This is a genomic window from Pseudomonas baetica, assembly GCF_051216495.1.
Lineage (GTDB): Bacteria > Pseudomonadota > Gammaproteobacteria > Pseudomonadales > Pseudomonadaceae > Aquipseudomonas > Aquipseudomonas baetica_B.
On record NZ_JBPKAM010000005.1, the window covers coordinates 1 to 20,637 of the forward strand.

Annotated in this window: 20 protein-coding genes and 1 pseudogene; 12 read left to right on the forward strand and 9 right to left on the reverse strand. The window is 58.9% G+C overall.

Annotated features, from left to right (window positions below; genetic code table 11):
• Positions 1-229 precede the first annotated feature (229 nt).
• Positions 230-2,131, forward strand: a complete 1,902-nt coding sequence (gene quiC / locus ACSFE6_RS03600; protein WP_435426306.1) for a 3-dehydroshikimate dehydratase QuiC — start codon at positions 230-232, stop codon at positions 2,129-2,131.
• Positions 2,132-2,233: 102 nt separating this feature from the next.
• Positions 2,234-2,908 (forward strand): TetR/AcrR family transcriptional regulator, encoded by a 675-nt coding sequence (locus tag ACSFE6_RS03605; protein ID WP_435426307.1) that lies wholly within the window; start codon positions 2,234-2,236, stop codon positions 2,906-2,908.
• Between the two features lie 124 nt (positions 2,909-3,032).
• Here the strand turns inward: ACSFE6_RS03605 and ACSFE6_RS03610 are convergent, their stop codons facing one another.
• The 3 genes from ACSFE6_RS03610 to ACSFE6_RS03620 all read right to left on the reverse strand — a co-directional run bounded on the left by ACSFE6_RS03610 (position 3,033) and on the right by ACSFE6_RS03620 (position 5,384).
• Complete coding sequence (locus ACSFE6_RS03610; protein ID WP_435426308.1) at positions 3,033-3,887, reverse strand: shikimate dehydrogenase; 855 nt, start codon at positions 3,885-3,887, stop codon at positions 3,033-3,035.
• Positions 3,888-3,892: 5 nt separating this feature from the next.
• Positions 3,893-4,333 (reverse strand): type II 3-dehydroquinate dehydratase, encoded by a 441-nt coding sequence (aroQ, locus tag ACSFE6_RS03615; protein ID WP_435426309.1) that lies wholly within the window; start codon positions 4,331-4,333, stop codon positions 3,893-3,895.
• A 139-nt stretch (positions 4,334-4,472) separates the two neighbouring features.
• Entirely contained in the window at positions 4,473-5,384 is a 912-nt protein-coding gene (locus tag ACSFE6_RS03620) for a LysR substrate-binding domain-containing protein (RefSeq protein ID WP_435426310.1), read from the reverse strand.
• Positions 5,385-5,504: 120 nt separating this feature from the next.
• Here ACSFE6_RS03620 and ACSFE6_RS03625 point away from each other — a divergent pair, with 120 nt between their 5' ends.
• From ACSFE6_RS03625 to ACSFE6_RS03635, 3 genes and pseudogenes are all read left to right on the forward strand, one after another.
• Entirely contained in the window at positions 5,505-5,711 is a 207-nt protein-coding gene (locus ACSFE6_RS03625) for a tautomerase family protein (RefSeq protein WP_435426311.1), read from the forward strand.
• Positions 5,712-5,926: 215 nt separating this feature from the next.
• Positions 5,927-6,356: pseudogene (locus ACSFE6_RS03630) on the forward strand (DUF4160 domain-containing protein).
• Positions 6,353-6,799 carry a DUF2442 domain-containing protein gene (locus tag ACSFE6_RS03635; RefSeq protein ID WP_435426312.1) on the forward strand — a complete coding sequence of 149 codons (447 nt, stop codon included), beginning with the start codon at positions 6,353-6,355 and terminating at the stop codon, positions 6,797-6,799. Before ACSFE6_RS03630 ends, ACSFE6_RS03635 begins: the two are co-directional and overlap by 4 nt.
• A 56-nt stretch (positions 6,800-6,855) precedes the next feature.
• Here ACSFE6_RS03635 and trmA read toward each other — a convergent pair whose 3' ends face one another.
• Positions 6,856-7,935: a tRNA (uridine(54)-C5)-methyltransferase TrmA gene (gene trmA, locus ACSFE6_RS03640; protein WP_435426313.1), complete on the reverse strand. Its 1,080-nt coding sequence runs from the start codon at positions 7,933-7,935 to the stop codon at positions 6,856-6,858.
• Positions 7,932-9,227 (reverse strand): NCS2 family permease, encoded by a 1,296-nt coding sequence (locus ACSFE6_RS03645; RefSeq protein WP_435426314.1) that lies wholly within the window; start codon positions 9,225-9,227, stop codon positions 7,932-7,934. The genes trmA and ACSFE6_RS03645 overlap by 4 nt, the downstream gene beginning before the upstream one ends.
• A 219-nt stretch (positions 9,228-9,446) precedes the next feature.
• On the opposite strand from ACSFE6_RS03645, the gene ACSFE6_RS03650 reads away from it, so the two are divergent.
• Positions 9,447-9,884 (forward strand): DUF4879 domain-containing protein, encoded by a 438-nt coding sequence (locus ACSFE6_RS03650; RefSeq protein ID WP_435426315.1) that lies wholly within the window; start codon positions 9,447-9,449, stop codon positions 9,882-9,884.
• Positions 9,885-9,966: 82 nt separating this feature from the next.
• Positions 9,967-10,518 carry a DJ-1 family glyoxalase III gene (locus ACSFE6_RS03655; RefSeq protein ID WP_435426316.1) on the forward strand — a complete coding sequence of 184 codons (552 nt, stop codon included), beginning with the start codon at positions 9,967-9,969 and terminating at the stop codon, positions 10,516-10,518.
• Positions 10,519-10,523: 5 nt separating this feature from the next.
• Here the strand turns inward: ACSFE6_RS03655 and ACSFE6_RS03660 are convergent, their stop codons facing one another.
• On the reverse strand, positions 10,524-11,765 hold the full coding sequence (locus ACSFE6_RS03660) for an MFS transporter (protein ID WP_435426317.1): 1,242 nt from the start codon (positions 11,763-11,765) through the stop codon (positions 10,524-10,526).
• 484 nt (positions 11,766-12,249) lie between these two features.
• Between ACSFE6_RS03660 and ACSFE6_RS03665 the strand changes: the two genes are divergently transcribed.
• From ACSFE6_RS03665 to ACSFE6_RS03675, 3 genes are all read left to right on the forward strand, one after another.
• Entirely contained in the window at positions 12,250-13,683 is a 1,434-nt protein-coding gene (locus ACSFE6_RS03665; RefSeq protein WP_435426318.1) for a cytochrome ubiquinol oxidase subunit I, read from the forward strand.
• A gap of 3 nt (positions 13,684-13,686) precedes the next feature.
• A complete protein-coding gene (gene cydB, locus ACSFE6_RS03670; RefSeq protein ID WP_435426319.1) occupies positions 13,687-14,694 on the forward strand; it encodes a cytochrome d ubiquinol oxidase subunit II in 1,008 nt (335 codons plus the stop codon).
• Positions 14,695-14,765: 71 nt separating this feature from the next.
• On the forward strand, positions 14,766-14,933 hold the full coding sequence (locus ACSFE6_RS03675; protein WP_435426320.1) for a DUF2474 domain-containing protein: 168 nt from the start codon (positions 14,766-14,768) through the stop codon (positions 14,931-14,933).
• 73 nt (positions 14,934-15,006) lie between these two features.
• On the opposite strand, the gene ACSFE6_RS03680 is transcribed toward ACSFE6_RS03675, so the two are convergent.
• Together ACSFE6_RS03680 and ACSFE6_RS03685 are read right to left on the reverse strand one after the other, a co-directional pair.
• The gene (locus tag ACSFE6_RS03680; RefSeq protein ID WP_435426321.1) at positions 15,007-16,131 is read right to left on the reverse strand and encodes a methyltransferase; all 1,125 of its coding nucleotides are present in this window, start codon (positions 16,129-16,131) and stop codon (positions 15,007-15,009) included.
• A 163-nt stretch (positions 16,132-16,294) separates the two neighbouring features.
• Positions 16,295-17,026 carry a helix-turn-helix transcriptional regulator gene (locus ACSFE6_RS03685; protein ID WP_435426322.1) on the reverse strand — a complete coding sequence of 244 codons (732 nt, stop codon included), beginning with the start codon at positions 17,024-17,026 and terminating at the stop codon, positions 16,295-16,297.
• Between the two features lie 336 nt (positions 17,027-17,362).
• Here ACSFE6_RS03685 and ACSFE6_RS03690 point away from each other — a divergent pair, with 336 nt between their 5' ends.
• Positions 17,363-18,139 (forward strand): ferredoxin--NADP reductase, encoded by a 777-nt coding sequence (locus ACSFE6_RS03690; protein WP_435426323.1) that lies wholly within the window; start codon positions 17,363-17,365, stop codon positions 18,137-18,139.
• Positions 18,140-18,242: 103 nt separating this feature from the next.
• Here ACSFE6_RS03690 and mscL read toward each other — a convergent pair whose 3' ends face one another.
• Positions 18,243-18,656, reverse strand: a complete 414-nt coding sequence (gene mscL, locus ACSFE6_RS03695) for a large-conductance mechanosensitive channel protein MscL (RefSeq protein ID WP_435426324.1) — start codon at positions 18,654-18,656, stop codon at positions 18,243-18,245.
• Positions 18,657-19,248: 592 nt separating this feature from the next.
• On the opposite strand from mscL, the gene radA reads away from it, so the two are divergent.
• A complete protein-coding gene (radA, locus tag ACSFE6_RS03700; protein ID WP_435426325.1) occupies positions 19,249-20,616 on the forward strand; it encodes a DNA repair protein RadA in 1,368 nt (455 codons plus the stop codon).
• Positions 20,617-20,637 lie beyond the last annotated feature (21 nt).

Here is a 20,637-nt window from a genome sequence, read left to right on the forward strand (position 1 = left end):
CCCCCCCCCCCCCCCCCCCCCCCCCCCCCCCCCCCCCCCTCCCCCCCCCCCCCCCCCCCCCCCCCCCCCCCCCCCCCCCCCCCCCCCCCCCCCCCCCCCCCCCCCCTCCTCTCCCCCCCCCCCCCCCCCCCCCCCCCCCCCCCCCCCCCCCCCCCCCCCCAACCCCGGCTCCTACGAAGAAACGTGCAATGCCCCTAACAAGATTGCCTCCACCACCGGGAGCCGAACCATGCAGCGTTCCATTGCCACCGTATCCCTGAGCGGTACCCTGCCGGAAAAACTCGAAGCCATTGCCGCCGCCGGCTTCGATGGCGTCGAAATTTTCGAGAACGACCTTCTCTACTACGACGGCAGCCCGCGGGAAATTAAACAGATGTGCGCCGATCTCGGGATCGCCATCACCCTGTTTCAACCGTTCCGGGATTTCGAAGGCTGCCGTCGCGACCGCCTGTCGCGCAACCTGGAGCGGGCCGAACGCAAGTTCGATCTGATGCAGGAATTGGGCACCGACCTGGTGCTGGTGTGCAGCAACGCCTCTGCGGATTCGGTAGGTGATGAACAAATTTTAGTCGATGATTTGCGCCTGCTGGCTGAACATGCCGGCGCGCGCGGCTTGCGCATCGGCTATGAGGCATTGGCCTGGGGCCGGCATGTGAACACTTATCAGCAGGTGTGGAACATCGTTCGCCAGGCCGATCACCCGAATCTCGGAGTATTGCTCGACAGCTTCCATACCCTGTCGCTCAAGGGCGATCCGAGTGCCATCGCCGAGATTCCCGGTGACAAGATTTTCTTCGTACAAATGGCCGACGCGCCGATCCTGGCCATGGACGTGCTGGAGTGGAGCCGGCATTTCCGCTGCTTCCCGGGTCAGGGCGAGTTCGATTTGCCGGGCTTCCTCGCGCCGATCATCAAGAGTGGCTACACCGGACCGCTGTCGCTGGAAATCTTCAACGACGGCTTCCGTGCCGCACCGCCACGAGCCAACGCCGCCGACGGTCTGCGCTCGTTGCTGTACCTGGAGGAAAAAACCCGCCAGCGTCTGACACAAGAAGCCAAGCCATCGGCCAACGTCGACATTCTGTTCGAGACCCCCAAGGCCAGCGAATACAACGGCATCGAGTTTCTCGAATTTGCCGTGGACGAAAGCCTCGGCGCCAAGCTCTCCCATTGGCTGGAGCGCCTGGGTTTCGTCAAGGCCGGCCAGCATCGCTCCAAGAGCGTCAGCCTGCTGCGCCAGGGCGATATCAACCTGGTCCTCAACTCCGAGCCTTATTCGTTCGGCCACAGTTTCTTCGAAGCGCACGGTCCATCGCTGTGCGCCACCGCCGTGCGGGTCAAGGACAGTGCCAGTGCGTTGGCCCGGGCCGTGGCCTACAAGGGCCAGCCATATCGCGGGCTGGTCGGCCCGAATGAGTTGGAGCTCGCCGCCGTGCGCGCACCGGACGGCAGCCTGATTTACCTGGTGGATCAGCACGCCGATGTTTACGGTACTGACTTCAATCTGCTGCCCGATGCGGTGGTCAGCGGCGGCCTCAAGCGTATCGATCACATGGCCATGGCGTTGCCCGCCGACAGCCTCGACAGTTGGGTGCTGTTCTACAAGAGCCTGCTGGATTTCGAGGCCGATGATGAAGTGGTACTGCCTGACCCCTATGGCTTGGTGAAGAGCCGCGCGTTACGTAGTCGCGACAGTTCGATTCGCCTGCCGCTGAACATTTCCGAGATCCGCAATACCGCCATCTCACACGCCTTGTCGAGTTATCGTGGATCCGGCGTGCATCACATTGCGTTTGATTGCGACGACATCTTTGCGCAAGTCAGCCGGGCGAAAGAGGCGGGGGTGCCACTGCTGGATATTCCGCTTAACTACTACGATGACCTGGCGGCGCGCTTCGATTTCGATGACGAATTCCTGAGCGAATTGGCCTACTACAACGTGCTTTACGACCGCGATGCCCAGGGTGGTGAGTTGTTCCACGTGTACACCGAGCCGTTCGAAGGGCGATTCTTCTTCGAGATCATCCAGCGCAAGAACGGCTATGCCGGTTATGGCGCAGCTAACGTGGCGGTGCGCCTGGCGGCCATGGCCAAGTCCCGAAGTGGTGCCGTACGTCAGACAAAGTTGTAGGAAAATCGTAATCGCGTCGACAAACCGCTGCCGCACGGCTTCCTTCAGTGTGCGGCGCGGCTCATAATCGCCAGCCTGTTAAGTGATGGCCGTGAGCCCGCAATGACAATGACTTCAGAACTCCATGCAGCATCAGACCACCCTGTCGAGCCGCGCAAGAGTCGTAAGAACAACCCGGAAAAAACCCGCGAGAACATCCTGCAAGAGGCGATCGTCGAGTTCGTTCAGCAGGGGTTGTCCGGTGCTCGCGTCGATGCCATCGCCGAGCGCATCCACACCTCCAAGCGCATGATCTATTACTACTTCGGCAGTAAGGAGCAGCTCTACGTCGAGGTGCTGGAAAAGCTCTACGGTGATATCCGCAACACGGAAAACCGTCTGCACCTGGCCGAGCTAGCGCCGGTGGACGCGATTCGGCGGCTGGTGGAGTTCACCTTCGATCACCATGATCGCAATGTCGATTTCGTGCGGATCGTCAGCATCGAGAACATTCACAACGCCGAATATGTGAAGCAGTCTGATGCCATCAAGGCGATGAACAACACCATCCTCGATTCATTGGGCGAGATTCTGCGTCGCGGCGCCGAGCAGGGCGTGTTCCGCGGCGGTCTGGATCCGTTGGATGTGCATTTGCTGATCAGTTCGTTCTGCTTCTATCGCGTGTCGAACCGCCACACCTTTGGCGAGATTTTTCAGATCGACCTGCCGGACGAAACCATCAAGCAGCGTCATCGCCAGATGATCTGCGAGTCGGTTCTGCGGTATCTGCAGGCCTGACCTGTGGCGAGCGAGCTTGCTCGCGTTTGAGTGCGCAGCACTCACAAAGTAGTGGATTGTTTCCAATATTTTGGGGCCGCTGCGCAGCCCAACGCGAGCAAGCTCGCTCGCCACAAAAGAAGATTCAGATGTTCATGCTTTGAAAGTGCGCCAGCATCCGCTGCGCATCCGGCACCACGCCGCTGAACAATTCAAACGCCTTCACCGCCTGGAACACCGCCATGTTGCCGCCATCGAGCGTGCGGCAACCCAGGGCGCGGGCGTTGCGCAGCAGTTCGGTTTCCAGCGGGAAGTAAACAATCTCCGCCACCCACAACTCGGCACGAAGCAACTCGACCGGCACCGGCATGCCCGGCAGTTTTTTCATACCCATCGGTGTGGTGTTCACCAGGCCATCAGCCTCGGCCAGGGTCAGCGCCAAATCATGACCGGCCACAGCACGACCACTGCCGAAATGTTGGTTGAGGTTGTCGGCCAGGCTCTGGGCGCGGCTGATGTCCACGTCGAAAATGCTCAGCTGCTGTACGCCTTCGCTGAGCAACGCGTGGGCGACTGCTGCACCCGCGCCACCGGCACCCATCTGGACGACGCGCTCAACGGCAACGCCTTTCAGGCCCCGACGAAAACCTTCGGCAAATCCCAGGCAATCGGTGTTGTGGCCGATGCGTTTACCGTCCTTCAACACCACGGTGTTCACCGCGCCGATACCGCGAGCTTCCGGTGACAATTCGTCGAGCAGCGGGATGATTGCTTGCTTGCACGGGAACGTGATGTTCAGACCGGTGAAGTTCATGCGCTCGGCGGCCATCAACAGGTCGGGTAGGGCATTGCAGTCCAGTTGCAGTTGATCGAGGTCGATCAGGCGATAGAGATAGCGCAAGCCCTGGGCGTCGCCTTCATGTTCGTGCAGTGCCGGGGTGCGCGAAGCCTGGATGCCCGCGCCGATCAGTCCTGCCAATACCGTCAGGTTCTGGTTCACGATGTTCACCCTTTCAAACGTTGGCTGAAATGCTCCAGCGCCAGGCGATAACCATGGCTGCCGAACCCGGCCATCACCGCAGTGGCAATGGCTGATACGAAGGAGTGATGGCGGAATGGCTCGCGAGCGTGGACGTTGGACAGGTGGACTTCGATCACCGGCAATTCGCTGGCCACCAGGGCATCGCGGATCGCCACCGAGGTATGGGTCCAGGCGGCAGGGTTGATCACGATCCCGGCACAGCGGCCACGTGCACCGTGAATCCAGCCAAGCAATTCGCCCTCATGGTTGGTCTGGCGAAACTCCACTGCCAGGCCGAACTCTTCGGCGGCCCGGCCGCACAGGGCGGAAATGTCCGCCAGGGTTTCATGGCCGTAAGTCGCCGGTTCACGGGTGCCGAGCAGGTTCAGGTTCGGGCCGTTGAGCACCAGAATGATGGGGGGCATCAAGGTTTCTCCACTTATTGTTTTTGGCATTGGCCGAGGTTTTCAGCCTGTGGAGATAAATTGTACTAGATGGTTAATTTGGTCAATTGAAGTGACTGCTCACTGGCTTATTGTGTGCGGTGATCGGACGCTTTAGCTTTCAACGCGGCAGATGTTCCACCAGAAAATCGATAAACGCCCGCAATCTCAAAGGCATATGGCGGCTCTGCGGATAGAGCAGGGTAAATGGCCGCGAACGTCCGCCATAAGGCTTGAGCACTTCCACCAGTGAGCCGTCAGCCAGTTCTTTTTCGACAATAAAACGATAGGTCTGGAACAGGCCGGCACCGTTTTTCGCCAGTGTCACGCCCCCCAGCACATCGTCGGAGCAACAGAAGTTACCCTCGGCCAGAATCTCGCGCTGCACGCCGTTGTCATTGAACAGCCAGGCGATGCGCCGTCCGCTGCTGGGCAGCTCGTATTGGATGCATTCGTGTTGCTGCAGATCGTCGAGGGTTTGCGGGGTACCGGCACGCTTGAGGTAGTCGGGACTGGCAATCATCACCAGCGCGGCGTCTTCCAGTTGCCGGGCGATCAGGCCGGAATCAGGAATCGCACGGACGCGAATCGCCATGTCATAGCCTTCACCCACGAAATCGATGTTGCGATTGCTGATGTGCGATTCGACTTTCACCGCCGGAAAGCGCGCACGAAACTCGGGGAGCAACGGCAGGATTCGGTGGTGTGCATAGGTGGTGGGAATACTGATGCGCAAGGTCCCTGATGGCACCTGCTGCTGGCCCATGACTTCGCGCTGGGCTTCCACTAGTTGCGCCAGTGCCTGGCGGCACTCCTCGTAATAGCGGCGACCACTGTCAGTCAGGTTGACGCTGCGGGTGGTGCGCGCAAACAGTCGCACACCCAGACGTTCCTCCATGCGCGACACCGAACGACTCACCGCTGCTGGCGTCACGCCCGCCACCAACGCGGCCGCCGTGAAGCTGCCAGCCTCGGCGGCCAGGCAAAACAGTTCGATGCTGCCGAGCTGAAGATCGTCGAATTGTCGCTGCATGATTGATTACACCGAGGATCAAATGAAGTATGTGGATCAGTATTTATCAGATGCCCTCGCACAGATACAGTGAGCCTCAGTGAGTCAGCCTTTCTTAATCAGCCGAGCAGGAGAAGCAGCATGCCTTTCGTCAGCGTTCGTATCACTCGTGACGGCGTTACCCGCGAGCAGAAAGCCCAGGTCATCGCCGAAATTACCGAGACCTTGCAGCGTGTGCTCGGCAAGCCACCGGAGTTGACCCACATCGTGATCGAGGAAATCGACACGGATAATTGGGGGCATGGGGGGATTACCACGACTGATATTCTGAAAAAGCAGCCGGGGTGATTTCGAAATCAGGCAAGACAGCCGTCCTCGTGACGGCTTTTTTGTGTGCGCTGGGAAAGGATTGCTAACGATTTTTCCAGGTTGTCCCGTGAACGCTCAACAGCCTGAACGCTAGGCTCAGATGCGTATTTGCAGTCCGATACTCAGCGCCGGTGATCGGATTTTTCCAGGGAGTGTCGAGTCTTCGGACTCATTAACCTAACGGATGGGTTAGCATGAGAGTATGCAGCTACAAAGGGCTTTCGGTGGTGATTCTGTTGCGTGATGAGCATTGTCCGCCTCACGCACATGTGGAGGCGGACACATGGAGTGCGAGATTCAGGTTCAGCTTCTGGCACAACGGTGTCGAACATCTGGGATGTCGTCCCGCTTTCGCGTCGACCACCGTTGGCGGTGCTTGAGGGGTTGCGCCAGTCGCTCAAGCAGCCTGCCCATTTGTTGCGCGCTCGTGACATCTGGTGGCGAAAATTACAGACAGTTTGTCTTGAAAATCAATTGTGGGATTGGCACAGCAACGAAGTCGTCGCAGTGAAAAGAGTCGTCAGCACCACCAACATGATTGCATCGGCTCGATACGAACCTGAAACGAATACGACGCGGCTGTCCCTGATAGGTGCACAGAAATGTGTGGAGATCGAGTTATGAAAACAGTGAAGGCCAAGGTTCAGGCGGATAGGCCAGTAACGGAAAGTCGCCTGGACGAAGCCATCAGGCGCGGGCAATTGCGCAGAAACAATAGTCTGAAGGCGACGGCAGTCAACTTCATTGCCCCGTGCCTGGCCGTCAGCTTCGAAGACGGCTGCGGTGTACTGCTGCCTGTGGCGAATTATCCTGAGTTCGACGATTTCGAGGCCGAGGATTTTGCCGGCCTGACCGTCGGTTTCGCCGGTACCGCACTGTGCCATGAAGGCAAGGACCTGGATGTTTCTATAGCAGGTATGATTTCGGCGAGCCCGTCATTGATGGCCATGGCCGCCTCGGTGATTGCCTCGCGCAATGGCCGCCAGAGCAGCGCCGCCAAAGCTGAAGCCGCCAGGGCCAATGGCAAGAAAGGCGGGCGGCCACGCAAGGCCGATGTGGTGCTTTGAGCGACCACAAAAAAGCCGTCTATCAAGACGGCTTTTTTGCATCTGGCAGGTGGCATTCACCGCCGGGTCAACAACACCCCTGACTCCATGTGATGCGTCCATGGGAACTGGTCGAACATTGCGCATTGGGTGATGCGGTGGGTGTCGTGCAGTTGGGCGATGTTGGCCGCCAGGGTTTCCGGGTTGCAGGAGATGTAGAGGATGTTGTCGAAGCGTCGGGTCAGTTCGCAGGTGTCCGGGTCCATGCCGGCGCGGGGCGGGTCGACGAAGACGCTACCGAACTCGTAGCTTTTCAGGTCGATGCCGTGCAGGCGACGGAACGGCCGCACCTCGTTCAGCGCTTCAGTCAGCTCTTCGGCGGACAAGCGCACCAGTGTGACGTTATCCACAGCGTTTTCGCTGAGGTTGCTCAAGGCTGCGTTAACCGAAGTCTTGCTGATCTCGGTGGCCAGCACCTTGCGCACGCGGGTGGCGAGCGGCAGGGTGAAGTTGCCGTTGCCGCAATACAGCTCGAGCAAGTCGTCGGAACGATCGCCCAGTGCGTCGTATGCCCAGTTGAGCATCTTCTGGTTCACGGTGCCGTTGGGCTGGGTGAACGCGCCTTCGGGCTGGCGGTAGCTGAAGGAACGACCGCCGACTTCAAGTTTCTCGACCACGTAATCGTGACCGATGACTTCGCGCTTGCCCTTGGAGCGGCCAATGATGCTGACGTTCAAATCGGCTGCCAGTTTCGCCGCCGCCGCGTGCCAGTGCTCGTCCAACGGGCGGTGATAACACAAAGTGATCATCGCATCGCCGGCCAGGGTGGTCAGGAACTCCACTTGAAACAGTTTGTGGCTCAGCGCCGAGCTGGCCTGCCACGCCGCCTTGAGCTGCGGCATCAACTGGTTGATGCGCAGGCTGGCAATCGGGAATTCCTCGATCAGAATCGGCGTGCGCTTGTCTTCTTGGGAAAACATCGCGTAGTGACGCTCGCCGGCTTCTCGCCACAGGCGGAATTCGGCACGCAGGCGGAAGTTCTGCAGCGGCGAGTCGAAGACAGCCGGCTCCGGCGCATCGAAGGGCGCCAACAGGTCACGCAGGCGCGTGACCTTGTTTTCGAGCTGAACGGCGTAGGCCTGGGAATCAAAAGTCATGCGTTGAACCAACCCAGCTTGATCACGAACAGAATCGACAGAATCACCAGCGCCGGATTCAGCTCACGGCCACGACCGGACATCAACTTGATGGCGGTCCAGGAGATGAAGCCGAAGGCGATGCCGTTGGCGATGGAATAGGTGAATGGCATGGCCAGGGCGGTGATCACGACCGGTGCGGCAACCGTAATGTCGTCCCAGTCTATTTCGGCCAGGCCGGAAGTCATCAGCACGGCGACGAACAGCAGGGCCGGCGCGGTGGCGAAGGCTGGAACGCTGGCGGCCAGTGGCGAGAAGAACAGCGCCAGCAGGAACAGGATCGCCACGACGATGGCCGTCAGGCCGGTACGGCCACCGGCACTCACGCCGGCGGCGGATTCGATGTAGCTGGTGGTGGTCGAGGTGCCCAGCAGGGAGCCGGCCATCGCCGCAGTACTGTCGGCGATCAGCGCGCGGCCCATTTTCGGCATGTGGCCGTCCTTGCCCATCAGGCCGGCACGCTTGGCGACGCCGATCAGGGTGCCGGAGTTGTCGAACAGGTCGACGAACAGGAAGGCGAAAATCACGCTGACCAGACCGATGTCCAGCGCGCCCTTGATATCCAGTTGCAGGAAGGTTGGCGCCAGCGAAGGTGGCATCGACATCACGCCACCGAACGGGGTGAAGCCCATCAGGATCGACACGATGGTCACCACCAGAATGCCGATCAGCACCGCACCGCGCACGGCGAGGGCTTCCAGGGCGACGATCAGGGCGAAGCCGAGGGTGGCGAGGATCGGTGCCGGTTGTTTCAGGTCACCGAGACCGACCATGGTCGCTGGGTTGCTAACCACGATGCCGGCGTTGTGCAGGGCGATCAGCGCCAGGAACAGGCCGATGCCGGCGGCAATCGCCGAGCGCAGCGGTAGCGGGATGCTGTTGATGATCCATTCACGGATACGGAAGATCGACAGCAGGAAGAAGCATACGGCCGAGATGAACACCGCACCCAGCGCCACTTGCCAGGTGTGGCCCATGTGCAGGACCACGGTGTAGGTAAAGAAGGCGTTCAGGCCCATGCCCGGTGCAAGGGCGATCGGATAGTTGGCGATCAGGCCCATGGTCGTGGAGCCGATGGCGGCTGCCAGACAGGTGGCGACAAACACGGCACCCTTGTCCATGCCGGTCTCGCCGAGGATGCTCGGGTTGACGAACAGAATGTAGGCCATGGCCAAAAAGGTCGTGACGCCCGCCAGAATCTCGGTACGTACGTTAGTGTTGTGTGCCTTGAGTTGAAACAGCCTTTCCAGCATGTCTGCTCCCCGTGGCGCGCCCGGCGCCGTGAATGTATCGACCTCAAACAGCAAAGCACAGGCCGCTGCAGGCGCCTGGAATTTTCTGTGGGTCGGGAAAAGCCGCGCATCATACCAGTCGCGCGGGGTTATGGCTGCCTATGGCGGTGAACGTCGTCGATGTTTTGAGTTTTGCCTGAGTCAGCCATACTGCGCGCTGGTTTTCCGGGTGAGTGCTGCATGAAAAAATTTCTATTGATCTTGATGGCTTTGGTCTTGGGGCCGCAGACCGCCTCGGCGGCCTCGGCGCCGCCGTTGACCCAGGTGAAAGTGCTCAAGGTCGAGTCGCCGGGCTGTGGTTTCGAAACGATTGACGAAGGACAAACGCAGACGCGCTGCAATCACAGTGGCCCGAACATCAGGATCTATGTGCTTGAAGTGGGGTACGGTCGCAACCAGCCTCAAGTTGCGCTCGATGGCTTCGACGTGAACGGAACCCGCACACCGGTCTGCGCCTACGACAACGGCAACCTGACCGATTGCGTTGCCGGTCGAAAAACCGTCGGCAATTTGTACATTTTCGATCTGGCCGGTAAACAGGAAGGCACGTTCACCTTCAGCAACACCTCCATCAATGCCCCGGGCAATACGATGTCGACACAGCTTTACATCAAATAGCGTTACATCAGGAAACGGCAGGCCTTGAACAAGGGCAAGGAAAGCTGACTACGCTTTAAGGACCATTCCGTGGATTGTTCCCATGACCTTTAGAGCCTTGATTACCCTCGCCGAGGGCGTTGATGACCTGCAAGCCGTGACCCTGATCGATGTGCTGCGTCGCGCCAAAGTGGAAGTGGTGGTGGCCAGCATCGAAGGACGGCGCATGCTCACCTGTGCCCGCGGTACTCGCCTGACCTCCGATGCAATGCTGGTGGACTTGCTGGCCCAACCCTTCGATCTGATTGCCCTGCCGGGTGGTGCCGTGGGGGCGCAGCATCTGGCGGCTCATCAACCCTTGCAACAACTGATCAAGGACCAGGCCGCGGCCGGTCGCCTGTTCGCCGGCATCGCCGAAGCCCCGGCGCTGGCGCTGCAAACCTTCGGCGTGTTGCGTCAGCGGCGCATGACCTGTCTGCCCTCGGCCAGCCACCAATTGTCAGGCTGCAACTTCGTCGATCAGTCAGTGGTGGTCGATGGCAACTGCATCACCGCCCAGGGCTCAGGTGCCGCGCTGGCCTTTGCCCTGACCCTGGTGGAACAGCTGTGTGGCAAAGCCATAAAGGCGGCAGTGGCGGGGGAGTTGGTGGTCTAGATCCGTCAGACCTTTGCACCTTCTTCCACCGGTACATGCATCCGGTCGCGCTGAGCCAAGGTCGGGAACAGTTTGATCCAGGTCCCGGTCACCACCAGCGTGCCGATGCCGCCCATGACGACTGCCGGCACGGTGCCGAACCAGTGGGCAGTCAGGCCGGATTCGAATTCGCCCAACTGGTTCGAAGCGCCAATGAACAAACCATTCACCGCACTGACCCGGCCGCGCATCTCGTCCGGGGTTTCCAGTTGCACGAAAGACGCGCGGATCACCATGCTGATCATGTCGGCCGCGCCCAGCACCACCAGCACAGCCAGCGAGAACCAGAACGAGGTCGACAGACCGAAAGCGATGGTCGCCACGCCGAACACGCCGACGGCGGTGAACATCACCCGTCCGACATTGCGCTCCACGGCGAACCTCGCCAGGAACAGCGACATCAGCAGCGCTCCGACTGCCGGGGCCGAGCGAAGTAGACCCAGGCCCCACGGGCCGGTCAGCAGAATGTCCTTGGCGAACACGGGCAACAGTGCTGTCGCGCCACCGAGCAGGACGGCAAACAAATCCAGGGAAATCGCCCCGAGAATGTCCGGGCGGCTGCGGATGAAGCGGATGCCCGCCAACAAAGAATCCAGAGTGGCCTTGCCTTTGTTCAGCGGAGTTTGCCGAGCGGGCAGGTTGAGCATCAGTGTGCAGGCAATGATGTAGAGGATCACCGTCGGGCCATAAACCCAGACGCTGCCGAAGGCATAGAGCAACCCACCCAGGGCGGGGGCGACGATGGTCGCCGATTGCTGGGCCGATTGCGCGGCGGCCACCGCCCTGGGAAACAGGCTGCTTGGCACGATGCTCGGCAGCAAGGCCTGGGTGGTCGGCATTTCGAAGGAGCGGGCAGCGCCGAGCAGGAAGGCGAGGATGAAGATCATCTCCCGGGTCACATGGTCGGTCGCGCTGCCGATGGCCAGCGACAGGGCAATCAGCGCTTGCAGCGACTGACAGATCGCCGCGACCTTGCGCCGGTCGTAGCGGTCCGCGACGTGTCCGGTGTGCAGCATGAACAGCACCCGCGGCGCGAACTCCACCAACCCCACCAGACCCAGGTCGAGCACGTTGCCGGTCAATTGATAGAGGTTCCAGCCGATGGCCACAGTGAGCATCTGAAAACCGCTGGCGGTAAAAATCCGGGCCAGCCAGAACGCGAGGAACGGACGGTGGTGACGTAGCAGCAAAGGCTCTTGGCTGGGCATTTGAAGGCATATCGGCAGGAAGGAAAGGGCGAGATTATCACCAACCTGTAACAGAAAGTTGCCGGATCGGAAAATTTCATTAGCCAGACATCGATTTTCACAACGAGGCAAATTCTGTGGGAGCGAGCCTGCTCGCGAAGGCGGTGGGTCAGTTGACATCAATGTTGGATGTGCCGACCACTTCGCGAGCAGGCTCGCTCCCACAGAGGGGATGTGTTTCTGCCTGTTACTCCAGCCATGAGGCAACTTGTCACGCGGCAAAAGACCACGCGGTTCAACCCCGCAAATGGGACTACTCTTTCAACGTTGCTTGATCCAGATCAAGACTCTCAAGGGGATTGATCCGGCGGCCGCAAGGCCAGACTCCCTGCGTAGCGATGCGTGTAAAAAAAGAACAAATCGAGATTCGCCACACTCCATACCCGTGGGGGCCGTGGGTGCAGGCTTACAGCCCGCAGCCGTACTACCTGACAGAGGAAGACTTATGTTCGGTTTAGAGGCACTTGATCTCGCCCGAATTCAGTTCGCGTTCACCATCTCGTTTCACATCCTGTTCCCTGCCATCACCATTGGCCTGGCGAGTTACCTGGCGGTACTCGAGGGTTTGTGGCTCAAAACCCATAACGACACCTACCGTGACCTCTACCATTTCTGGTCGAAGATCTTTGCCGTCAACTTCGGCATGGGCGTGGTTTCGGGGCTGGTCATGGCCTATCAGTTCGGTACCAATTGGAGCCGTTTCTCGGACTTCGCCGGATCGGTCACCGGTCCGTTGCTCACGTATGAGGTGTTGACGGCGTTCTTCCTCGAAGCCGGGTTCCTCGGCGTGATGCTGTTCGGCTGGAACAAGGTCGGACGCGGCTTGCACTTCTTCGCCACGGTCATGGTTGCGATTGGCACGCTGATCTCGACCTTCTGGATTCTCGCCTCCAACAGCTGGATGCAGACCCCGCAGGGCTTTGAGATCGTCAACGGCCAGGTCATTCCAACCGACTGGATCGCGGTGATTTTCAACCCGTCGTTTCCCTATCGCCTGATGCACATGGCCACGGCGGCGTTCGTCGCGACTGCCTTCTTCGTCGGCGCCTCGGCGGCCTGGCATTTGCTACGCGGCAAGGACAACCCGGCGATCCGCAAGATGCTCTCGATGGCGATGTGGATGGCGTTGATCGTGGCGCCTATTCAAGCGGTGATCGGCGACTTCCACGGTCTCAACACCCTTGAGCATCAGCCGGCGAAAATCGCCGCGATTGAAGGTCACTGGGAAAACAAGGGCGACGAGGCCACTCCGTTGATCCTGTTCGGCTGGCCGGACATGAAGGAAGAAAGGACCAAGTTCGCCGTCGAAATTCCGTATCTGGGCAGCATCATCCTGACCCACTCCCTGGACAAGCAGGTTCCGGCACTCAAGGAGTTCCCGCCTGAGGACCGTCCGAACTCGACCATCGTGTTCTGGTCGTTCCGGATCATGGTCGGTCTCGGCTTCCTGATGATCTTCACCGGTTTGTGGAGCCTGTGGCTGCGCAAGCGCGACACGCTCTATACCTCGCGACCCTTCCTTTATCTGGCGTTGTGGATGGGGCCATCCGGACTGATCGCAATCCTTGCGGGCTGGTTCACCACGGAAATCGGCCGTCAGCCATGGGTGGTCTATGGCCTGATGCGCACGGCGGATGCGTCGTCCAACCATAGCGTCATGCAGATGAGCATCACCCTGATCCTGTTCGTCGTGGTGTATTTTGCGCTGTTCGGTGCTGGCCTTGGCTACATGATGCGTCTGGTGCGCAAAGGTCCGAAGATCGATGAGGGCAAGGAAACCAACGATGGAGGACCTGGCCAGAAACGCACGCCGGCGCGTCCGCTGTCCGCCGCCGACGATCACGCCGATGCCGACCACACCGCAGCCAAGGAGATTTGAATCATGGGTATTGATCTTCCGCTGATCTGGGCCGTGATTATCATCTTCGGCATCATGATGTATGTGGTCATGGACGGCTTCGATCTTGGGATCGGGATCCTGTTCCCGTTCATTCCGGGCAAGACCGACCGTGACGTCATGATGAACACCGTCGCCCCGGTCTGGGACGGCAATGAAACCTGGCTGGTACTGGGGGGCGCGGCGTTGTTCGGGGCCTTTCCGCTGGCTTACTCGGTGGTGCTCTCGGCGTTGTACCTGCCGCTGATGTTCATGCTCATCGGGCTGATCTTCCGTGGCGTGGCCTTCGAATTTCGCTTCAAGGCCCGAGATGACAAACGCCACCTGTGGGACAAGGCGTTCATTGGCGGCTCAGTCGCTGCAACGTTCTTCCAGGGCGTGGCACTGGGTGCTTTCATCGATGGCCTGCCAGTGGTCGATCGTCAATACGCCGGTGGCTCACTAGACTGGCTGACACCGTTTACCCTGTTCTGTGGCGCCGCTTTGGTGGTGGCCTATGCGCTGCTGGGATGCACCTGGCTGATCATGAAGACTGAAGGCAAGCTGCAGGAACAAATGCACGATCTGGCGCGGCCATTGGCATTCGTTTTGTTGGCGGTAATCGGTATTGTCAGCATCTGGACGCCGCTGGCCCACACCGAGATCGCCGCTCGTTGGTTCACCTTGCCTAACCTGTTCTGGTTCCTGCCGGTACCGATTCTGGTGCTGGTGACCCTGTACGGCCTGATCCGCGCGGTGGCACGCAATGCGCACTACACGCCATTCCTGTTGACGCTGGTGCTGATCTTCCTCGGTTACAGCGGCCTGGGGATCAGCCTGTGGCCGAACATCGTACCGCCTTCGATCTCCATTTGGGACGCCGCTGCGCCGCCGCAGAGCCAGGGCTTCATGCTGGTGGGCACGCTGTTCATCATCCCGTTCATCCTGGGCTACACCTTCTGGAGCTACTACGTATTCCGCGGCAAGGTGACCCACGAAGACGGTTATCACTAGCCCCATGTGGGAGCGAGCCCGCTCGCGAAGGCGCCTTCACAGGCGCCATCGTTATCTCGGAGTATCAAGAAATGACTGGCAAACACTCCCTGCACGACATTGAACAAGCCGAAAAAAAACCGCTGTGGCAGCGGCTTGGCTGGCTGGCCCTGATCTGGGTTGGCAGCGTCGGTGCATTGTTCGTTGTGGCCAGCCTGATGCGTTTGTTCATGAGCGCAGCGGGCTTGAGTACACACTGAAACCTGACATCCCATCCCGTCGCTTTAAGGCGCGGATTCATGACCCTCCGTGTGGAGGGTTTTTTTTGCACTGTTATTTACGGGCCTTGAGTATCACGAATTTTGGCGTGGCAGCCACTTGCTCGACCCCACGGAACAAGCGCGCCAGTTTGCTGTGGTAACCCAGGTGGCGGTTGCCGACGATGTACAACGCACCGCCCACTACCAGTGCTTCCCGGGCTTGCTGGAACATCCGCCAGGCGAGGAAATCGCCGACGACTTGTTGCTGGTGAAACGGTGGGTTGCACAGCACGACATCCAGCGACTGGGGTTCCTGGCCAGCCAAGCCATCACCAGCACGCACAAGGACATCGCGTTCGCCCAGCGCTGCGCGCCAGTTTTCGGCGGCCGATTGCACCGCCATGAACGATTCGTCCACCAGCGTGTAATGGGCCTCGGGGTTTTGCAGGGCACTGGCAATGGCCAACACCCCGTTACCGCACCCAAGGTCGGCAACCCGTGCCGTGCCAAGGTTCTTCGGCAAGTGCGGCAAGAACGCCCGCGTGCCGATGTCCAGGCCTTCGCGGCAGAAAACGTTGGCGTGGTTGAGCAATTCGATAGCGGGTGTGTCGAGACGATAACGGGTCGGGTAAGGCGAGGTGAAGGGGGCCTTGGCTTCTACCGTCGCCATCAACAGCCGGGCTTTTTTCACCGCCAGCGACGCCTGCACCGGGCCGATGTAGCGCTCCAGCAGATCGCCCGCAGCGCGCGGCAAATGTTTGATCATCGCTCCCGCGATCACTTGGGCGCCCGGAGCCAGTTGGCCTTGCAAACGAATCAGTTGTTCTTCCAGCAGTGCCAGCGTCTTGGGTACACGTATCAGGACCTGGTCAAACGGTCCTGTCGCCGTTTCGCTGGCGGGAACGGCCGGCACTGAGTCAAACGCATGACCATTACGCGCCAGGTTCTTTTCCAGCCCCTGAAACGCCAGGAACGAATCGCCACTGCTGGTCACCTTGACCTTGCCGCTCAGACTGGCGGCCAGTGCGCCGAAGCTATCGTTCAGCACCAATACCCGCGTATCGGCCGCCGGATTCTGGCCTGCCAGGTGGTTGAGCAGGTACTCATCGGCTGCATCGAAGGCTTGCAGCGGTTCATTCTGCTGTTCGGGCTGGCGGATCAGATCGAGGCTGGCGAAAGGTGTTTCGAGCAAAGGCATGGGGCGGGGCTCTGGGTAATCAACGGATAACCCGCGCCCAGTGGCTTCTTGGCGGCGGGGCCGTCCGAGTGGACTGCGTCGTGGGAAACTCACACGGCATCACTCAGGATGGGACCGCGAATGGTACTTTTTTTTACATCGGATTACTCGCAGGTTTTTCCGATCAGCGCACCGTGTTGCTATCGAGGTAGCCAGCCTTCACGGCGGCAATGACGGCCGAAACCTTATTATTGACCCCCAGTTTGCGGATGGCTTCCTGTACATGAAAGTTGATCGTGCGGGCGCTGAGATTGAGAATCCGGGCGCTCTCGTACGCTGTCTTGCCAGCAGCGGCCAGTTTCAACACGTCGATTTCCCGCAGCGATAAATGCGGCGTCGGCGATTTGACCGGTTCCTTGGGCTGTGTCCGTGTGACCAGGTTGTGCAAGTGATGCCCAATGAACAGGGCGAAACCAAAATACTCATACAGCTCCCAGGCACTGATGGGGCAATGGCTCCGGGACAGGCTCAGAATGCTGCAGAACCCGCTTTGCTCATCATGAACGGCTTGTGACCAACCATGTTGTATTCCTTGCCGCTCAAGCGCTTCCCATATCCATGGGGTATTGCAGAACAGTTCTTCGCTCCAAAGAATCGGTAGTCTGGACTGATTGCAATGTGCTACTACTGGGTCAGTGGCGGAAAACCTGTTTTTTTCATATTCGGTGTTCCAATCTTTTGGATAGTTGTTGAATCGTACAGTGTGAAAATTCTCCGTTTTTGTTGGGCAAGTCGTTGAAAAAGAAAAAAATTTAAAGCCAATGTTTTTCACAAAGCTCAGTGATACCTGGAAAGCGGTCTCCAGTTCGGTAGTCGATGACAATTGCTGAAGTTGGAACTCCTTCCACCTTTCCATCATGAGGCTCCACAGTCCTGAAAGCTTGAGGTCGCAGCTTGGATCCAGAAAGTCAATGCGATTTGGATTGTAGGATGTTTCTTATACATGCGTTGAGAATTTTTGGGTTTACCGATAGCGCTCTGGAAACTTTATGGTTCTAACAGTAGTGCGTAATGAGGCTGTTGAATTTGCATGTCAACATTAATTCAATCATGCCTTATTGTTTTTAACTGAGTGGTTAATGGTAGTTGCACTCAATGAGAATTAGACGGTTTGTCAAAGACACTACAAAGCATCGGTGTTTATGGTGCCCACTTTGCGAGACACTGCCGTTATCTGTGAATGGAGCCCATCATGACTGCCAGTGAAGAGAAATTTACTCGCCAGACTTTGCTCGATGTCCAGCCGTTGACCCCGAGCCTGTTCACCTTGCGCGCCACCAGGGATCCGGGCTTTCGATTTCGTGGCGGCCAATTTGCCCGGTTGGGTGTGACCAAAGCCGATGGCAGCACGGTCTGGCGTGCCTATTCCATGGTTTCTTCACCCTTTGACGAGTTTCTCGAGTTCTTTTCCATTGTTGTGCCGGGGGGCGAGTTCACCAGCGAACTGAGCCGGCTGGGTGTAGGCGACACGTTACTGGTCGATCGCCAGGCCTTCGGTTATCTGACACTCGATCGTTTCGTAGACGGGCGTGATCTGTGGTTGTTGTCCACTGGTACGGGCCTGGCTCCGTTTTTGTCGATTCTTCAGGATTTCGAGGTGTGGGAGAAGTTCGAGCGAATCATCCTGGTCTACAGTGTGCGCGAGTCCCGGGAGCTGGCCTATCAGGAGCTGATCGCAGGGCTGGCGCAGCGCGATTACCTGGAGGAATACGCGCACAAGTTGCAGTTGATCAACACTGTGACGCGCGAACAGCATCCCGGCGCGCTGAATGGAAGGATTACCACGCTGATCGAAAATGGCGAACTGGAGCGGGTCGCCGGGGTGGCGCTGACGCCCGAGCATTCGCGAGTGATGCTGTGCGGCAACCCGCAGATGATTGATGACACACGCAAATTGCTCAAGCAGCGCGACATGCACCTGAGCCTCAGTCGTCGACCCGGTCAGGTGGCGGTAGAAAACTTCTGGTAAGCGCCTGTACTTGTAGGAGCGAGCTTGCTCGCGATGGATTCCGGAACGCCGCGTTTAACCGGAATAAACGCGGATTCGTTCACGGCCATCACGAGCACAGGGCTCAAGGCCGATTGTGCTGGGCCTTGAGCAGATCCCGGATCTCACCCAGCAACTCTTCCTCCTTGGTTGGAACTGGCGGCAGGCTAGGGGCGACGGCCTCTTCTCGCTTCAGGCGGTTGATGGCCTTGACGCCCATGAAGATGGCGAAGGCAACGATCACGAAGTCGATCAGGCTCTGGATGAACTTACCGTACGCCAGCACCACGGCGGGAGCGTCGCCACTGGCTGCCTTGAGCGTAATGGCCAGGTCACTGAAGTCCACACCTCCGATCAGCAGTCCGATGGGAGGCATCACCACATCACCGACGAACGATGTAACGATCTTGCCGAAAGCGGCGCCGATGATGATACCGACGGCCATGTCGACCACATTGCCTTTGACCGCGAAGGCCTTGAACTCGTTAAGCACGCCCATAGGTTTTTTCCTTGTTCCAGATGAGATTGATGATCGCAGTGTAAATCAGCGAGATGAATCCTGCTTGAAACGCCTGCTTACGGTGCCTGCTATCGACCGGATGAGCGATGAAAAGTTTTGGGGAGAGCTGATCTCGTACGTAACTTTCCCTCGTTGGTAAGCTTTGCAAGCCATTGTCACAGTCCATGCTTCTAATTCGGAAACAATGTGAAGGTGTTAACTTTCAATATGTTTATTGAAGCCAAGTGTGTTTGAAGTTAAAGCTCTAATCGCTGGAATGGATTAATTGTGAAAAAAGCATGAAAGTGGTCATGGTTGTATTACGGTTTTTGGAGTTGGGTTGTACGGTGGGGTGTTTGTTTATAGGGTTTGTACAGGTTTTATGTGGATTTGCTAGGCTGTTTATTAAAATGTCATCGCTGGCTTGTACAGTTTTCAACTTGTTTAAAGTGCTCGGTGTTTAAATTTTTCTTGGTTGTGCGTATGTACTCGTGATGTGAAAGAATCATGTGTATATAGAGCCCCGCCGGGTAATAGCCCGCACTGTCCACTCTCACCTGAGCTATCATCGCGGCTTTTGCCGGGGGTTAAGATGGCCAAGGCCAAACGCATGTACGGCTGCACCGAGTGCGGCTCAACCTTCCCGAAGTGGGCCGGCCAGTGCGGCGAATGCGGTGCCTGGAACACGCTGACCGAAACCATGGTGGAAAGCGGCGGGGCCTCGGCGCCGACCGGGCGCACCGGTTGGGCTGGCCAACAGGCGCAGATCAAGACCCTGGCTGAGGTCAGTGTTGAAGAGATTCCGCGCTTTTCCACCGCATCCGGCGAGCTGGATCGGGTGTTGGGTGGCGGTCTTGTTGACGGCTCGGTGGTGCTGATCGGCGGTGATCCCGGTATTGGCAAATCGACCATTTTGTTGCAAACCTTGTGCAACCTCGCCAAGGGCATGCCGGCACTCTACGTCACAGGGGAAGAGTCCCAGCAGCAAGTGGCCATGCGCGCCCGGCGCCTGGGGTTGCCCCAGGATCAACTGCGGGTCATGACCGAAACCTGCATCGAGACCATCATCGCCACGGCTCGCCAGGAAAAGCCCAGGGTCATGGTCATCGACTCGATCCAGACGATCTTTACCGAGCAGCTGCAATCGGCGCCGGGTGGCGTGTCCCAGGTGCGCGAAAGCGCGGCGTTGCTGGTGCGTTATGCCAAGCAGAGCGGCACGGCGATTTTCCTGGTCGGTCACGTGACCAAGGAAGGCGCGCTGGCTGGCCCACGCGTGCTGGAGCACATGGTTGATACGGTTCTGTATTTTGAAGGCGAGTCCGATGGCCGTCTGCGGTTGCTGCGAGCGGTGAAAAACCGTTTTGGCGCGGTCAACGAACTGGGGGTGTTCGGCATGACTGACAAGGGACTGAAGGAAGTCTCCAACCCTTCAGCGATTTTTCTGACGCGCGCTCAGGAAGAAGTCCCGGGCAGTGTGGTCATGGCGACGTGGGAAGGTACCCGGCCGATGCTGGTGGAAGTCCAGGCGCTGGTGGATGACAGCCATCTGGCCAATCCGCGTCGGGTGACGCTTGGGTTGGACCAGAACCGTCTGGCCATGTTGCTGGCAGTGCTGCACCGCCACGGCGGTATTCCGACCCATGACCAGGATGTGTTTCTCAACGTGGTTGGCGGCGTGAAGGTGTTGGAAACCGCCTCCGACCTGGCGTTGATGGCGGCGGTGATGTCCAGCTTGCGTAACCGGCCACTGCCCCATGACCTGCTGGTGTTTGGTGAGGTCGGTTTGTCCGGCGAAGTGCGCCCTGTGCCAAGCGGTCAGGAGCGCTTGAAGGAAGCGGCCAAGCACGGCTTCAAGCGCGCCATCGTGCCTAAAGGCAACGCACCGAAAGAAGCGCCAGCAGGGTTGCAGATCATTGCCGTGACGCGCCTGGAGCAGGCGCTCGACGCGTTGTTCGAGTGATACTCAGGTCAGGGTGCAGCC

What these genes read in the sequence shown, in the direction of transcription:
- ACSFE6_RS03605 (WP_435426307.1), top strand. Translation starts at nt 2,234, where the DNA reads ATGACAATGACTTCAGAACTCCATGCAGCATCAGACCACCCTGTCGAG.
- ACSFE6_RS03635 (WP_435426312.1), top strand. Translation starts at nt 6,353, where the DNA reads ATGAAAACAGTGAAGGCCAAGGTTCAGGCGGATAGGCCAGTAACGGAA.
- trmA (WP_435426313.1), bottom strand. Translation starts at nt 7,935, where the DNA reads ATGACTTTTGATTCCCAGGCCTACGCCGTTCAGCTCGAAAACAAGGTC.
- ACSFE6_RS03685 (WP_435426322.1), bottom strand. Translation starts at nt 17,026, where the DNA reads ATGGAAAGGTGGAAGGAGTTCCAACTTCAGCAATTGTCATCGACTACC.
- ACSFE6_RS03660 (WP_435426317.1), bottom strand. Translation starts at nt 11,765, where the DNA reads ATGCCCAGCCAAGAGCCTTTGCTGCTACGTCACCACCGTCCGTTCCTC.
- quiC (WP_435426306.1), top strand. Translation starts at nt 230, where the DNA reads ATGCAGCGTTCCATTGCCACCGTATCCCTGAGCGGTACCCTGCCGGAA.
- mscL (WP_435426324.1), bottom strand. Translation starts at nt 18,656, where the DNA reads ATGGGCGTGCTTAACGAGTTCAAGGCCTTCGCGGTCAAAGGCAATGTG.
- ACSFE6_RS03690 (WP_435426323.1), top strand. Translation starts at nt 17,363, where the DNA reads ATGACTGCCAGTGAAGAGAAATTTACTCGCCAGACTTTGCTCGATGTC.
- ACSFE6_RS03620 (WP_435426310.1), bottom strand. Translation starts at nt 5,384, where the DNA reads ATGCAGCGACAATTCGACGATCTTCAGCTCGGCAGCATCGAACTGTTT.
- cydB (WP_435426319.1), top strand. Translation starts at nt 13,687, where the DNA reads ATGGGTATTGATCTTCCGCTGATCTGGGCCGTGATTATCATCTTCGGC.
- ACSFE6_RS03650 (WP_435426315.1), top strand. Translation starts at nt 9,447, where the DNA reads ATGAAAAAATTTCTATTGATCTTGATGGCTTTGGTCTTGGGGCCGCAG.
- ACSFE6_RS03680 (WP_435426321.1), bottom strand. Translation starts at nt 16,131, where the DNA reads ATGCCTTTGCTCGAAACACCTTTCGCCAGCCTCGATCTGATCCGCCAG.
- ACSFE6_RS03665 (WP_435426318.1), top strand. Translation starts at nt 12,250, where the DNA reads ATGTTCGGTTTAGAGGCACTTGATCTCGCCCGAATTCAGTTCGCGTTC.
- radA (WP_435426325.1), top strand. Translation starts at nt 19,249, where the DNA reads ATGGCCAAGGCCAAACGCATGTACGGCTGCACCGAGTGCGGCTCAACC.
- ACSFE6_RS03625 (WP_435426311.1), top strand. Translation starts at nt 5,505, where the DNA reads ATGCCTTTCGTCAGCGTTCGTATCACTCGTGACGGCGTTACCCGCGAG.
- ACSFE6_RS03655 (WP_435426316.1), top strand. Translation starts at nt 9,967, where the DNA reads ATGACCTTTAGAGCCTTGATTACCCTCGCCGAGGGCGTTGATGACCTG.
- ACSFE6_RS03645 (WP_435426314.1), bottom strand. Translation starts at nt 9,227, where the DNA reads ATGCTGGAAAGGCTGTTTCAACTCAAGGCACACAACACTAACGTACGT.
- aroQ (WP_435426309.1), bottom strand. Translation starts at nt 4,333, where the DNA reads ATGCCCCCCATCATTCTGGTGCTCAACGGCCCGAACCTGAACCTGCTC.
- ACSFE6_RS03675 (WP_435426320.1), top strand. Translation starts at nt 14,766, where the DNA reads ATGACTGGCAAACACTCCCTGCACGACATTGAACAAGCCGAAAAAAAA.